A 13,604-nucleotide genomic window follows, 5' to 3' on the forward strand; every position below is an offset into this window, starting at 1 on the left:
ACGCCCCCCCGCGCCGTCACAGCGACGTACGGGCCAGCAGGACGGCCACGTCGTCCTGCGGCGCGCACGGCAGCAACTGGTCGAGGATCTCGTCGCACAACTGGCTGAGCGGCCTTTCCAGGTGGAGCAGCGCCTGGGCGAGCCGGTCCATGCCCTCGTCGAGGTCGCCGTCCCGGGCCTCGATGAGGCCGTCGGTGTACAGCACGAGCAGGGTGCCCGGCGGGAGCAGGATCTCCTCCGTGGCGAAGTCCTGCACGCCGGTGCCGAGGGGCGTGCCGGGCGGCCCCTCCAGGAAGGTGATCGCCCCGTCGGCGGTGGCCACGGCGGGCGGGGGGTGTCCGGCGCGGGCGAGCACGACGCTGCCGGTGGCCGCGTCGTGGACGGCGTAGACGCAGGTGGCCATCTCGTCCTCGCCGAGGTCGGCGACGGCGGCGTCGAGGGAGCGGAGCAGCTCCGCGGGCGGCACGCCGTGCCGGGCCAGGGTCCGCACCGCCGTACGGAGCTGGCCCATGACGGCCGCCGCGTGGATGCCGTGACCCATGACGTCGCCGATGACGAGCCCGGTCCTGCCCTCGGGCAGGGCGATGACGTCGAACCAGTCGCCGCCGACGTCGTGGGCGCTGGCGGGAAGGTAGCGCCCGGTGAGCTCAAGGCCCTCCGCCTTCGGCAGGGCGTTGCTGGTCAGGCTGCGCTGGAGGGTGAGGGCGGCCTCGCGCTGGGTGGTGTACAGGCGGGCGTTGTCGATGTTGAGGGCGGCGCGGGCGACCAGTTCGTCGATGAGGACGCAGTCCCGCGCGTCGAAGGGCTCGCGCTCGACGAGCCGGGTCACGGAGACGGCGCCGAGCACCTTGCCGCGGGCGACGAGCGGGACGATGCGCGCCGAGCCGATGTGGGCCTGGAAGTAGGCGCGCAGGGGTTGGGTGCGCGGATCGGGGAAGAGCGCGGGCAGGTCGGAGTGGTAGAGGTTCATCGGCCGGGCGTCGGTGATGACCTGCTCGTACGTCGTGCCGAGCGGGATCTGGAAGGTCTGGCCCGGGGCGAGCATCGCGGTGGGGGCGGTCGGGTCGGGGAAGACGGCGGCGAGGCGGCGCAGCAGACCCTGGGTGGAGGCGCCCGCCTCGTCGGGTTCCAGCACGGATTCCAGCAGCTGGACGTCGGCCGAGTCGGCGAGCTGCGGGACCAGGACCTGGACGATCTCCTCGGCGGTCTGTTGCAGGTCGAGGGTGGTGCCGATGCGGGTGCCCGCCTCGGCGAGCAGGGCGAACCGGCGGTTGGCGCGCTCGGCCTCGACGAGCGCCCGCTGGCCCTCGGTGATGTCGATGAGGGAGGCGATCACGCCGAGCCGGCGGCCGGAGCCGTCGACCAGCGGGGCGTAGGAGCAGGACCAGGTGCGGTCGCGGTCGGGGTCGGCCGGGGTCCGGCCGGTGCGGCGTACGTCGACGACGGCCTCGCCGGTCTCCAGGACCGTGCGCATGGTGGCTTCGAGGGCGACGGCGTTGACCCCGGGCACCACCTCGGTGAGCAGCTTGCCGGCGTGGTCGGCGGGCGGGACGCCGTTCATCCGCGCCAGCGCGTCGTTGACACGGATGAACCGCAGGTCGGGGCCGAGGGTGGCGAGGCCGATCGGCGACTGCGTGAAGAGGCTCTGCAGGGCGGCGAGCGAGTCCCGCATGCGCAGGACCTCGGTGGTCTCCACCGCGATGAGCATGGCTCCGGGGCGCCCCTGGGGGTCGATCTCGGGGACGATCCACATCTCCATGGTCACTTCGTGACCGTCCCGGTGCCGTACCGGCAGGGTGCCGACGACGGTCTCGCCCGACTGGACGCGCCGGGTCAGCTGCTCGGCGAGTTCCTGGTTGGCGTCGGGCACCAGAATGGGTGAAGCGGGCCGTCCGATGACATCGTCGGGGCGGTATCCCAGCAGGTCCTGGGCGGCCAGCGACCACTCGACGACCCGGCCGTCCGCGTCCTCCCGCCACAGGGCGATCGGGAGGAGTTCACGCAGGACCCCGGCGTACCCGATGGCCGCCGGCGGCCGCTCCGGCGTCTCGCTCGGCGACTGAGTAGTGTCCAACGCTTCGACCTAACCCCGGGGGGTGCCTTCCTACCCGATCACCCTAACCGAGCCCCCGGCGCGCGGCCCTGCGGTACGGCTCCGCACGCGCGGGGTGGCGCGGTTACGGCGCGGGCGCGAGGGCGCTGCCGGCGGGTGCGTCGCCCGAGGACGCGGCCGGCCGGTCCAGTGCGGTGGCGATGGACTGCGCCAGGAAGGGGATGCGGTGCGCGCAGACCCCGGCGATGTTGACGCGGCCGGCGTCCGTGCCGTAGACGCCGGACCGGCCGCGCATCCGGCGCATCTGCTCCGGCGTCAGGGGCAGCATGGAGAACATGCCCTTCTGGCGCTGGAGCGAGGCCGCCACGTCCGGGCGGCCGAGGCTGGTCAGGTGGGCGACGAGATCGGCCCGGTTGGCGGCGATCCGGTCGCGCATGGCGTCGAGTTCGGCCCGCCAGGTGGCCCGGAGCCCGGTGTCCTCCAGGACGGTGGCGACGACGGCGGCGCCGTGGTCGGGCGGCATCGAGTACATGACGCGCGCGGAGTTCTGCAGGGCGGTCTCGACGCGGCGCAGCGTCAGCCGTGACGGGCCGAGGACGACGGCGCAGCCGGTGCGGTCGCTGTAGAGGCCGAAGTTCTTGGAGCAGCTGACGGCGATCAGCACCTCGGGCAGCCGGTCGGCCAGCATCCGGGTGGCCCACAGGTCGGCGTCGAGGCCGTCGCCGAGCCCGTGGTACGCGAGGTCGACGAAGGGGACCCAGCCGTTCGTCTCGGCGAGGTCGGCCAGCTCCTCCCAGGTCGCGCGGGAGGGGTCGGAGCCCGTGGGGTTGTGGCAGCAGCCCTGGAGCAGGACCACGTCGCCGCGGCGGGCGGCGCGCAGGTCGTCCATCATGCGGTCGACGTACCCGTAGGTCCGGACCGTGAGCCCGGCGCCCTCCAGTATCGGGCGGTGGTTGACGTACGCGGGGTCGCTGATCCACACCGTGGTGCCGGGCCGGGTCTGGCGTACGAGGTCGGCGAGCAGGCGCAGGGCGCCGGTGCCCGCCACGGTCTGGACGGCCGTCGCGCGGGCGGTCCTGGCCTCGGTGCCGAGGACCATGGAGAGCATGGCCCGGTTGAAGGCGGTGTTGCCGGACAGGCCGCGGTACTCCTTGGAGCCGGCGCGCTCGGCCAGGCGTATCTCGGCCTCCTTGACGGCGGCCATCACCGGGGTGGCTCCGGTGTGGTCGCGGTAGACGCCGAGGACGAGGTCGAGGCGCTCGGGGCGCGGGTCGGCGGCGAACGCGGCGGACAGGTCCCACAGCGGGTCCACGGGCGGGGCGGCGAGCAGCTCAAGCATGGGCGGAGACCTTGGTTCGGGGGCGCCGGTTGGCGAGCGCGACGCCGAGGGTGATGAGGGGGACACCGACGAGCACGGGCACGGTCGGCGACTCGTCGAGAAGGGGTACGGCGAGCAGGACGACGGCGACGGGGCTGAGGCTGCCGACGACCGAGCTGCGCTCGGGGCCGAGGCGGCGGATGGCGAACGCGTACAGCAGTCCGGCGCACAGGCCGACGCCCAGGCCCTGGACGACGAGGAACAGCGCGATGTCCCCGGCGGCGGCGTGGGCGAGTCCGGTGGGCAGGACTCCGGTCAGGGCGAGGAGGGCGACGACGGCGAAGGAGGGCAGGCAGAGCAGGCCGATGGAGCCGACGGGGTCGAGCTCCACCTCGCGCAGGCCCACCGTGTACAGGGCCCAGAGTCCGCTGGCGAGCAGCAGCGTTCCGGCGCCGAGCAGGACGTCCGCGTCCAGGGCCGCCGTGTAGCGCCAGACCAGCGCGGCGACCCCGGCGACGATGAGGGCGAGGCCGGCGGCCTGCGTCCCGCGCGGGACGCTCCTGCCGCCCGCGACCACGAGGGCGGAGACGAAGAGCGGGACCATGCCGGGGACGATCGCGCCGACGAAGGCGGCCGAGGTGAGCGAGCCGCCGTACATGGCGGCGAGGAAGAAGGGGACGCCCGCGCCGCAGACGATCTTGGCGGCGGGCCCGGGCCGCACCGCGAGCAGCCGGCGCCTGCGCCGCCACAGCGCGGGCGCCAGGACCACCAGCGGCACGCCGAACCGCAGCAGGGCCGCGTCGGCGGGCAGGAGCGTGGAGGCGCCGAGGGCGCGGGCGCTCAGCGCGAAGGCGGCCCAGATCGCCACGGTGACCAGGAGGGCCGCGAGTCCCATGGCCTGCGGCGAGAGCCACCCGCGCCGAGGCAACGCCCCGGTCGAAGCCGCGACCGCCCCGGTCGGAGCCGGTGCCGCCGCCGTCGGATCCGTCGCCGCCCCCGTCGGAGCCGGTGCCGCCGCCGTCGGATCCGTCGCCGCCCCCGTCGGAGCCGGTGTCGCCACCGTCCGTGTCCCGCCCACCCGGCGCCTCCCGCTCGCATCGTCTGTTCGAGCAACGGTAGGACTTTCGGCTGAGCAGCCGATTGCCAGTTCTGCCCTCCAGACCTAGCGTGGGGGCAGAATCTGCCAAGGAATGGTCAGGAGTGACGGTGGACGCGGTGGACTTCCAGATCATCCACGAGTTGCAGGCGGACGGACGGCTGTCCAACCAGGACCTCGCGGACCGGATCCGGCTCTCCCCCTCGCCGTGTCTGCGCCGGGTGCGCCGCCTGGAGGAGGCGGGCCTGATCCGCGGCTACACGGCCATGGTGGACCAGGTCGCCTTCGGCCTGCCGATCACCGTCTTCGTACGGATCCGGCTGGAGCGGCACACCAGCGAGATCGTGGCCGTCTTCGAGGAGCACGTCGGCCGCATCGAGCACATTCAGGACTGCTATCTGATGGCGGGCAGCAGCGACTACCTGCTCCGGGTGGTCATCGAGAGCCTGGAGGCGTACGAGTCGCTCGTACGCCACCGGATCCACGCGATCCCCGGCATCGCCTCGATCGAGTCCAGCTTCGCCTACGGCAGCGTGAAGCAGTCCAAGGTCTACCCGCGGCCGACGGCGCGCGGGGAGGTCGGCTGAGGGCGGCCAGGCCTCCCGTCAGAGGTTGAAGAGCTGCGGGGAGAGGTTGAGCACCCCGCAGGCCTCCCGCAGGATCTGCTCCTCGGCCGGGGCGATGTACCCGTCCGCGCCGGCGACGACGAAGCCGGTCTGCACGACGGCCTTGGCCTCCGTGGGCTTCTTAGCCGCCTTGGCGATCTCCTGCAGCGCCTCGGCCTTCCCCTGCGGGAAGTTGGCCGTGAGCTGGTCGACGTGCTTGTTGAACCGCTGCCGCAGCTGCTCCGGCGGGAAGTTGCTCAGGACGTCGTTCTGCACGATCAGCGACTCCACGTGCTGCCGCTCGGCCGGGTCGACCGAGCCGTCGGCGGCGGCGACGAGCGCGCACATGGCCATGCTGGCGTCACGGTAGGCGCCGCTCTTGAGCTCCGCCTTGAGGGAGGAGAGCTGGGACTTGAGCACGCCCACGAGCTGCGCCTTCGAACCCCCGGCCCCGCCGCCGTGCCCGCCGCCGTGCCCGGACCCGCCTCCCGCCCCCGGCCCGGCACCGTGCCCCGCACCCGGGCCCGCCGCACCCGGCTGTCCGTGACCGCCGGAGCTCCGCGCCCCCTGCGCCTGCTGCTGCAGCCCCTTGGCCTGGTCCTTGATCCGGTCCCACATCGCCATCCGTGCCACCCTCGGCTCACCGTTCGCTCGCCGCGTGTGTTCCACGCGTCCTCCTGGGAACGCCTCCCGGCCCCCTCGGAGTTCCCCGCCGCCGCACTACCCGGCGCGGACCTGCTGGGCGAAGGCCCGGTACGCCCGCTCGTCGAAGAGAACGAACCTGACCTCCTCGACGGCGGTCCGGGCGCTCCGCTTGGCCGGTCCGTAGGCCCTTGCCGTGGTGACCTCGGTCGGCAGCGCACGGCGGGCGGGGCGCGTGGTCATCGGGCCCTCATCGGCCCGTCGCTCGGAGCCTGCGCCAGACCGCCTTCGCCGCGTTGTGCCCGGACATGCCGTGCACGCCCGGCCCCGGTGGGGTGGCGGAGGAGCAGAGGAAGACGGCGGGGTGCGGGGTCGAGTACGGGAAGAGGGAGAGCTTCGGGCGCAGCAGCAGCTGCAGGCCGCGGGCCGCGCCGCAGGCGATGTCGCCGCCCACGTAGTTGGCGTTGCGCGCGGCGAGCTGCGGCGGACCGGCCGTGGCGCGGGCCAGGATCCGGTCTCGGAAGCCGGGGGCGAAGCGCTCGATCTGACGCTCGATGGCGTCCGTGAGGTCGCCCTCCCAGCCGTTCGGCACATGGCCGTACGCCCAGAAGACGTGCTTGCCCTCGGGCGCGCGGCTCGGGTCGACGAGGCTGGGCTGCGCCGTGATGAGGAACGGCGTCCGGGGGGCCGTTCCGGAGGAGGCCTCGCGCAGGGCGGTGCCGATCTCCTCGCTGGTGGCCCCGATCTGGACGGTCCCGGCCTCGCGCGGGGCCTGCGCCGTCCACGGCACGGGGCCGTCCAGCGCGTAGTCGACCTTGAAGACGCCGGCCCCGTAGCGGTAGTGGTCGTAGGCGCCGCCGAGGCCCGCGATCCGGGCGAGGGCGGTGGGCGAGGTGTCGAAGACGTACGCGCGGGCCGGCGGCAGGTCGTCGAGGCGCTTGACCTCGTAGTCGGTGTGGACCGCGCCGCCCAGCGCCTTCAGGTACGCGGTGAGGGCGTCCGAGATGGACTGGGAGCCGCCGCGGGGCATCGGCCAGCCGCCCTCGTGCGCGGCGAGCGCGAAGACGATGCCGACCGCCGAGGTGGCGAACCCGTCCAGCGGGGCGATGACATGGCCGACGAGTCCCGCGAAGAGGGCGCGCGCCTTCCCGTCCTGGAAGCGGCGGGTGAGCCAGGTCGAGGGCCGCAGCCCGTCGAAGCCGAAGCGGGCGAGGGTGAACGGGTCCCGGGGCAGCGCGGTGAGCGGCAGGGACATGAAGTCCCGTGCCAGGGTGTCCCACTTGCCGAGGTACGGCGCGATCAGTCGGCGGTACGTCCCGGCGTCGCGCGGCCCGAAGGAGGCGGCGGTCTCGGCGACGGACCGGGAGAGCACGGCGGCGGTGCCGTCGTCCCACGGGTGGGCCATGGGCAGGCGCGGGTGCAGCCACTCCAGGCCGTACCGGTCCAGCGGCATCGTCTTGAAGACGGGCGAGCCGATGCCGAGCGGGTGCACGGCGGAGCAGGGGTCGTGGCGGAAGCCGGGGAGGGTCAGCTCCTCGGTCCTGGCGCCCCCGCCGACGGTCGGCTTCGCCTCGAACACGGCGACGGAGAGGCCCCGTCGGGCCAGCTCCACCGCGGCGGTCAGTCCATTGGGCCCCGCCCCCACGACGACGGCATCGAGCATCGACGGCACCTTGGGACTCCTTCGTCAGCCGATGGCCAAGGATCTCAGGATATTCCGGTGCGCCGGCCGCCTTCACCGCCCCCGCAACAGTGTCCGGATCCGCTCGGCGGTGGCGGCGTCGCGTGCGGCCGTGAACGGCAGCGCGTTGCCTCCGGTGATCCGGAACGGCTCGCCCGCGAGTGTCGTGTGCGCGCCGCCCGCCTCGACCACCAGGAGCAGCCCGGCGGCGTGGTCCCAGGCGTACTCCCAGGAGAAGGCGGTGGCGTCGAGGGCGCCCCGGGCCACGGCCAGGTACTCCAGGCCGGCGGAGCCGCACGGGCGGGGCCGTACGCCGTCGACGTCGAGACCGAGGAGGGCGCGCTTCTGGTCCTCCGTCGTGTAGTCGGGGTGGGAGGTGGCGACGTCCAGGACCGCCCCGGTCTCCGGCGCGCCGGCCCGTATCGGCAGGCCGTTGAGCGTGGCGCCGCGGCCGCGCACGGCGACGGCCATCTCGTCGAGCACGGGGGCGTACGTCCAGGAGGCGAGCAGTTCGCCGCGTCGGGCGAGGGCGACGAGGGTGCAGAAACCGGACTCGCCGCGCACGAACTGGCGGGTGCCGTCGACGGGGTCGACGATCCAGACCGGGGCGTCGCCCTGGAGCGCGTCGTAGACCGCGGGGTCGGCGTGGACGGCCTCCTCGCCGACGACGACGGAGCCGGGCAGCAACGCCGTCAGGGACGCGGTGAGGTGGGCCTCGGCGGCCTGGTCCGCGATGGTCACCAGATCGTGCGGGCCGTTCTTCTCGACGATCTCGTGCGTGGCGAGCTGCCGGAAGCGGGGGGTGATCTCGGCCGCGGCCGCCTTGCGGACCGCCTCCTCCACCTCGGTCGTACCCCCGGCGAGGATGTGGTCAAGGAACTCTTCGATCATGCGTCCAGCTAAGCACGGCGGTCTGACATCCAGGGAGACGGTCCCGTCACCCTCCGTTTCCCCGCGGAGTACGCTTTGGACCGGTTCACCCCTTACAGGGGGGCGGGGCGAGAGGGAGGGTCCGTGCACGGCGCGTACAAGGTTCCGGGCGGGAAGCTGGTGGTCGTCGACCTGGAGGTGCGCGACGGCGCCCTGGCGGACGTGCGGGTGGCCGGCGACTTCTTCCTGGAGCCCGACGAGGCGATCCTCGCCATCGACCGCGCCCTGGAGGGCGCCCCCGTCGACCTGGACGCCTCGGGTCTCGCGGCCCGGATCGACGCGGCGCTGCCGCCGGGCACGGAGCTGTTCGGGCTCACCACGGAGGGCATCGGCGTGGCGGTCCGCCGGGCCGTGGCGCACGCCACCGACTGGACCGACTACGACTGGCAGCTGATCCACGAGCCGCCGCGGTCCCCCGCCCTGCACATGGCGCTGGACGAGGTCCTCACCGCCGAGGTGGCGGCGGGCCGCCGCCCGCCGACCCTGCGGGTCTGGGAGTGGGGCGCGCCGGCCGTCGTGATCGGCAGCTTCCAGTCCCTGCGCAACGAGGTGGACCCGGAGGCGGCCGAGCGCCACGGCATCCAGGTGGTGCGGCGGATCAGCGGCGGCGGCGCCATGTTCATCGAGCCGGGCAACACCATCACGTACTCGCTCTCCGTCCCCGGCGCCCTGGTCCAGGGGCTGTCGTTCGTGGACAGCTACGCCTACCTCGACGACTGGGTCGTCGGCGCGCTCGGCGCCATGGGCGTCACGGCCTGGTACCAGCCGCTGAACGACATCGCCACGGAGGCCGGGAAGATCGCGGGCGCCGCCCAGAAGCGCGTCGCGACGGGCGCGGGCGCGGTCCTGCACCACGTGACGATGGCGTACGACATCGACGCCGACAAGATGACGGAGGTCCTGCGGATCGGCCGCGAGAAGCTCTCCGACAAGGGCACGACGAGCGCGAAGAAGCGGGTGGACCCGCTGCGCCGCCAGACGGGCCTGCCGCGCGAGGCGGTCATCGAGCGGATGATCGCCTCCTTCCGCGACCGCTACGGCCTGTCGGAGGGCCGGGTCACGGAGGAGGAGTCGGCGCGGGCGAAGGACCTCGCGGCGACGAAGTTCTCGACGCGGGAGTGGACGGCCCGGGTGCCGTGACACCGTCGCCGTCGCGCGCCGGACCGGACCTTACGGACACCGCCTGGAGCGCCCCGGCCGCCTGGAGCGCCCTGGTCAGCTGGCGCGCCCCGGCCGGCTGGAGCGCCCTGGTCAGCTGGCGCGCCCTGGTCGGCTGGACCGCCCCGGCTGGCTGGCGCGCCCCGGCCGGCTGGAGCACCCCGGCCGGCTGGAGCGCCCCGGCCGCCTACAGCGCCCCGGTCGGCTCCGGCGGCCGGTGGGCGAACCACTTCCGGTCGGACTCCAGTTGGGCCGCGAGGGAGATCAGGAGGGGTTCGCTGCCCGCCGGGCCGAGGAGTTGGGCGCCGATCGGCAGGCCCTCGGGGGTGAAGCCGGCGGGGACGTTCACGCCGGGCCAGCCGAGGACGTTCCACGGCCAGGCGTAGGGGCAGGCGGAGGCCATCGTCAGGTCCGTGCGCCAGGCCGGCATCGCGTCGAAAGTGCCGATCGGGGGCGGCGGCGCGGCCGTCGTCGGGGCGAGCAGCACGTCGTACGTGTCGAAGAGCGCGCCGATCCTGCGGTGTTGGTGGACCTCGCGGGCACGGGCGGCGCGCAGGACCCGGCCGGCGAGCCGGCGGCCGCTGCGGGCGGCGCTGTGGGTGCGCGGGTCGAGCAGGGCGGGCTCGGGGTGCCGGTCGGCGTACTCGGCGATGCCGGCGGCCGCGCGCGGCAGGAAGCTCAGCCCGATGAGGCCGTAGCGGGGCCGCGCCTCCTCCACCGTGTGGCCGAGCCCGCCGAGCGCGTCGGCGAGGTCGGCGACGGCCCGGCGTATCGCCCGGTCGAGCGGGTTGTACGTGGCGGTGAACGGCGCCCGCCAGGCGAGCGCGATCCGCAGTCGGCCGGGCTCCCGGCGGGCCGCCGCCGAGGCGTCGACGACGGTCGGCTGGAAGCGGTCGCCGGGGTGCGGTCCGGCGACCGCGTCGAGGAGCAGCGCGGCGTCGGCGACGGTCCGGGCGAGCGGGCCGTTGACGGTGAGGCCCTGGAAGCAGTCGTCGTAGGGGTGGACGGAGACCCGGCCGCGCTGCGGTTTGATGCCGACGAGATGGGTCCAGGCGGCGGGTATCCGGATCGAGCCCGCGCCGTCGGAGCCGAGCGCGGCGGGGACGATCCCGGCGGCGACGGCGGCGGCCGATCCGCCGGACGATCCGCCGGGGGTGTGCCCGGTGTGCCACGGGTTGCGGGTGGCGCCGAAGGCGGGTCCCTCGGTGAACGGCCACTGGCCCAGTTCGCAGGAGTTCGTCTTGCCGACGATCACGGCTCCGGCGGCCCGCAGCCGCCGTACGGCCTCCCCGTCCTCGGCCGCGTCGGGGATCTGGCCGGCGCAGCCGAAGCGGGTGGGCAGTCCTGCCAGGTCGGTGTCGTCCTTGACGGCCGTCGGCACGCCGAGCAGGGGCAGCGACTCCCCCGCCGCGAGCCTGCGGTCGGCCTCCGCCGCCTCGGCGAGGGCGGCTTCCGGCCGGGTGGCACGGAAGGCGTTGAGGGTGGGCTGCGTGGCCTCGATCCGGTCGAGCGCCGCCTGGACGAGGGCGGTCGAGGTGACCGTGCCCTCGGCCAACCGCCGCGCCTGTTCGGCCAGTCCGCTGTACTCGACCGCGCTCACGACAGCCCCCACGTCTCGACGGATGCCGGAACCCTACTGGAGCGTAACCTCGTTGTCAGCAGGCGCTTTCGCGTCAGGCATGGCCGGTCAGGCGTCCGGGGCCGCGAGCGCGGGGATGACCGTGGATCCGTACGCGTCGATGGTGACCTCCCGGGCGTCGTGCATCGCGTACACGGCGAACTGGTCGACGCCCAGCTCCCGCAGCCGGCGCAGCTTCTCGATGTGCGCCTCGGCCGGGCCGAGGAGGCAGAAGCGGTCGATGATCTCGTCGGGGACGAAGTCGGTGGACGGGTTCCCGGAGCGGCCGTGGTGGCTGTAGTCGTAGCCGTGCCGGTCCTTGATGTACGCGGTGAGGGCCTCGGGCACCAGGTCGGAGTGGTCGCCGTACCTGGACACCAGGTCCGCCACGTGGTTGCCGACCATCCCGCCGAACCAGCGGCACTGCTCGCGGGCGTGGGCCAGGTCGTCGCCGACGTAGGCGGGCGCGGCGACGCAGATGGTGAGCGCGTCGGGGTCGCGGCCCGCGTCCCGCGCCGCCTTGCGGACCGCCTTGACCATCCACTCGGTCAGGAACGGGTCGGCGAGCTGGAGGATGAAGCCGTCGGCCTTCTGCCCGGCCAGCGCGAGCGCCTTCGGGCCGTACGCGGCCATCCAGACGGGCAGCCTGCCGCCGGCCACCCAGGGGATGCGGATCGGGCTCCCGTCGACGATCGCCTCGCGGCCCTCGGCGAGGTCCCGGATGACGTCGATGGCCTCGCCGAGCCGGGCCAGCGTGTTGGGCTTGCGGCCGGCGACCCGCATGGCGGAGTCGCCGCGGCCGATGCCGCAGACGGTCCGGTTGCCGTACATCTCGTTGAGGGTGGCGAAGGTGGAGGCCGTCACCTCCCAGGTCCGCGTCCCGGGATTGGTCACCATCGGGCCGACGTGGAGCTTGGTGGTGTGTTCCAGGATGCGGCTGTAGATGACGAACGGCTCCTGCCAGAGCACGGCGGAGTCGAAGGTCCAGCCGTAGCGGAAGCCGTTGCGCTCCGCGCGGCGCATCAGGCCGACGACCTCGGAGGCGGGCGGGTCGGTCTGCAGGACGAGTCCGAAGTCCACGTCGTCGTTCTCCTAGTTCAGGTACTGGCAGGTGGATCGCGGGGTGAAGACGCCGTGCCCCGCGCGCCCGGTGAACTTCCGCTGGTCGAGCACGAGTTCGCCGCGCGAGAGAACGGTCTCGACCTGGCCGGTGACGGTCTTCCCCTCGTACGCGGAGTAGTCGACGTTCATGTGGTGGGTCTGCGCCGACAGGGTCTGGACGGCGTGCGGGTCGTAGATCACGACGTCGGCGTCCGCACCCGGCGCGATCGTGCCCTTCTGGGGGTACAACCCGAACATCCGCGCCGGGGACGCGCAGGCGATCTCGATCCAGCGGCGGCGGGAGATGTGGCCGTCCACGACGGCCTGGTGGAGCAGGTCCATCCGGTTCTCCACCCCCGGCAGCCCGTTGGGGATCTTGGAGAAGTCGCCGCGCCCCAGGTCCTTCTGCCCGGTGAAACAGAAGGGGCAGTGGTCGGTGGAGACGACCTGGAGGTCGTCGGTCCGCAGGCCGCGCCAGAGCGCCGCCTGGTGCTCCCTGGGCCGCAGGGGCGTGCTGCACACGTACTTGGCGCCCTCGAACCCCGGCTCGGCCAGGTTGTCCGTCGACAGGAACAGGTACTGGGGGCAGGTCTCGCCGAAGACCGGCAGTCCCTTGTCACGCGCCGCCGCCAGCTCGGCGACGGCCTCCTCCGCGGAGACGTGGACCACGTAGAGCGGGGCGCCCGCGACCCGGGCGAGCTGGATCGCGCGGTGGGTGGCCTCGGCCTCCAGGAGGACCTTGCGGACCTCGCCGTGATAGCGGGGATCGGTCTCGCCCCGGGCCAGGGCCTGCTCCACCAGGACGTCGATCGCGATGCCGTTCTCGGCGTGCATCATGATCAGCCCGCCGTCGTCGGCGGCGCGCTGCATCGCGCGCAGGATCTGCCCGTCGTCCGAGTAGAAGACCCCCGGATAGGCCATGAAGAGCTTGAACGAGCTCACGCCCTCCTGGACGAGCCGGTCCATCTCCTTGAGCGTCGACTCGTTGACGTCCGACATGATCATGTGGAAGCCGTAGTCGATGGCGCAGTTGCCGTCGGCCTTGGCGTACCAGGTGTCGAGCCCCTCGCGCAGAGAGTGGCCGACGCTCTGGACCGCGAAGTCGACGATGGTGGTGGTGCCGCCCCAGGCGGCCGCCCGGGTGCCGGTCTCGAAGGTGTCCGAGGCGGCCGTGCCGCCGAAGGGCAGCTCCATGTGGGTGTGCGCGTCGACGCCGCCGGGGATGACGTAGCGGTCGGTGGCGTCGAGGGTGCGGTCGGCGGTCCAGCCGGCCGCCGCGTCGGAGCCGTGCGCCGCCAGCGCGGCGATCCGGCCGTCCTCGATCAGGACGTCGGCGTGGATCTCGTCGGCGGCGGTGACGACGAGGCCGCCGCGGATCAGGGTGCGGGTGCTCACGGGGGTC

12 protein-coding genes are annotated in these 13,604 nt (G+C 73.7%); 2 read left to right on the plus strand and 10 right to left on the minus strand.

Annotated features, from left to right (window positions below):
- Positions 1 to 16 precede the first annotated feature (16 nt).
- The 3 genes from ACIPPS_RS10550 to ACIPPS_RS10560 all read right to left on the minus strand — a co-directional run bounded on the left by ACIPPS_RS10550 (position 17) and on the right by ACIPPS_RS10560 (position 4,266).
- Positions 17 to 2,074 (minus strand): SpoIIE family protein phosphatase, encoded by a 2,058-nt coding sequence (locus ACIPPS_RS10550; RefSeq protein WP_401429286.1) that lies wholly within the window; start codon positions 2,072 to 2,074, stop codon positions 17 to 19.
- Positions 2,075 to 2,177: 103 nt separating this feature from the next.
- On the minus strand, positions 2,178 to 3,392 hold the full coding sequence (locus ACIPPS_RS10555) for an aromatic amino acid transaminase (RefSeq protein ID WP_401429289.1): 1,215 nt from the start codon (positions 3,390 to 3,392) through the stop codon (positions 2,178 to 2,180).
- Complete coding sequence (locus ACIPPS_RS10560) at positions 3,385 to 4,266, minus strand: EamA family transporter (protein ID WP_401429291.1); 882 nt, start codon at positions 4,264 to 4,266, stop codon at positions 3,385 to 3,387. The genes ACIPPS_RS10555 and ACIPPS_RS10560 overlap by 8 nt, the downstream gene beginning before the upstream one ends.
- Before the next feature lie 305 nt (positions 4,267 to 4,571).
- Here ACIPPS_RS10560 and ACIPPS_RS10565 point away from each other — a divergent pair, with 305 nt between their 5' ends.
- On the plus strand, positions 4,572 to 5,054 hold the full coding sequence (locus ACIPPS_RS10565; RefSeq protein ID WP_401429293.1) for an Lrp/AsnC family transcriptional regulator: 483 nt from the start codon (positions 4,572 to 4,574) through the stop codon (positions 5,052 to 5,054).
- Between the two features lie 18 nt (positions 5,055 to 5,072).
- Here the strand turns inward: ACIPPS_RS10565 and ACIPPS_RS10570 are convergent, their stop codons facing one another.
- From ACIPPS_RS10570 to ACIPPS_RS10585, 4 genes are all read right to left on the minus strand, one after another.
- The gene (locus ACIPPS_RS10570; RefSeq protein ID WP_401429296.1) at positions 5,073 to 5,696 is read right to left on the minus strand and encodes a tellurite resistance TerB family protein; all 624 of its coding nucleotides are present in this window, start codon (positions 5,694 to 5,696) and stop codon (positions 5,073 to 5,075) included.
- 96 nt (positions 5,697 to 5,792) lie between these two features.
- Positions 5,793 to 5,957: a hypothetical protein gene (locus tag ACIPPS_RS10575; protein WP_401429299.1), complete on the minus strand. Its 165-nt coding sequence runs from the start codon at positions 5,955 to 5,957 to the stop codon at positions 5,793 to 5,795.
- 7 nt (positions 5,958 to 5,964) lie between these two features.
- Positions 5,965 to 7,386 (minus strand): phytoene desaturase family protein, encoded by a 1,422-nt coding sequence (locus tag ACIPPS_RS10580; protein ID WP_401429302.1) that lies wholly within the window; start codon positions 7,384 to 7,386, stop codon positions 5,965 to 5,967.
- Positions 7,387 to 7,449: 63 nt separating this feature from the next.
- Positions 7,450 to 8,286 carry an inositol monophosphatase family protein gene (locus ACIPPS_RS10585; RefSeq protein ID WP_401429305.1) on the minus strand — a complete coding sequence of 279 codons (837 nt, stop codon included), beginning with the start codon at positions 8,284 to 8,286 and terminating at the stop codon, positions 7,450 to 7,452.
- Positions 8,287 to 8,409: 123 nt separating this feature from the next.
- Here ACIPPS_RS10585 and ACIPPS_RS10590 point away from each other — a divergent pair, with 123 nt between their 5' ends.
- Positions 8,410 to 9,465, plus strand: coding sequence for a biotin/lipoate A/B protein ligase family protein (locus ACIPPS_RS10590; RefSeq protein ID WP_401429307.1), 1,056 nt, complete (start codon positions 8,410 to 8,412; stop codon positions 9,463 to 9,465).
- Between the two features lie 205 nt (positions 9,466 to 9,670).
- On the opposite strand, the gene ACIPPS_RS10595 is transcribed toward ACIPPS_RS10590, so the two are convergent.
- The 3 genes from ACIPPS_RS10595 to hydA form a co-directional block, all read right to left on the minus strand.
- Positions 9,671 to 11,083 (minus strand): amidase, encoded by a 1,413-nt coding sequence (locus ACIPPS_RS10595; protein WP_401429310.1) that lies wholly within the window; start codon positions 11,081 to 11,083, stop codon positions 9,671 to 9,673.
- An 87-nt stretch (positions 11,084 to 11,170) separates the two neighbouring features.
- Complete coding sequence (locus ACIPPS_RS10600) at positions 11,171 to 12,181, minus strand: TIGR03842 family LLM class F420-dependent oxidoreductase (protein WP_401429313.1); 1,011 nt, start codon at positions 12,179 to 12,181, stop codon at positions 11,171 to 11,173.
- A 12-nt stretch (positions 12,182 to 12,193) separates the two neighbouring features.
- Positions 12,194 to 13,597: a dihydropyrimidinase gene (gene hydA, locus ACIPPS_RS10605; protein ID WP_401429316.1), complete on the minus strand. Its 1,404-nt coding sequence runs from the start codon at positions 13,595 to 13,597 to the stop codon at positions 12,194 to 12,196.
- Between the last annotated feature and the right edge of the window lie 7 nt (positions 13,598 to 13,604).

The sequence above is a fragment of the Streptomyces sp. NPDC090127 genome, from assembly GCF_044746945.1.
Lineage (GTDB): Bacteria > Actinomycetota > Actinomycetes > Streptomycetales > Streptomycetaceae > Streptomyces.

Coding starts and splice junctions, on each gene's coding strand:
- ACIPPS_RS10555 (WP_401429289.1), bottom strand. CDS start 3,392: ATGCTTGAGCTGCTCGCCGCCCCGCCCGTGGACCCGCTGTGGGACCTG.
- ACIPPS_RS10560 (WP_401429291.1), bottom strand. CDS start 4,266: ATGGGACTCGCGGCCCTCCTGGTCACCGTGGCGATCTGGGCCGCCTTC.
- ACIPPS_RS10570 (WP_401429296.1), bottom strand. CDS start 5,696: ATGGCGATGTGGGACCGGATCAAGGACCAGGCCAAGGGGCTGCAGCAG.
- ACIPPS_RS10575 (WP_401429299.1), bottom strand. CDS start 5,957: ATGACCACGCGCCCCGCCCGCCGTGCGCTGCCGACCGAGGTCACCACG.
- ACIPPS_RS10585 (WP_401429305.1), bottom strand. CDS start 8,286: ATGATCGAAGAGTTCCTTGACCACATCCTCGCCGGGGGTACGACCGAG.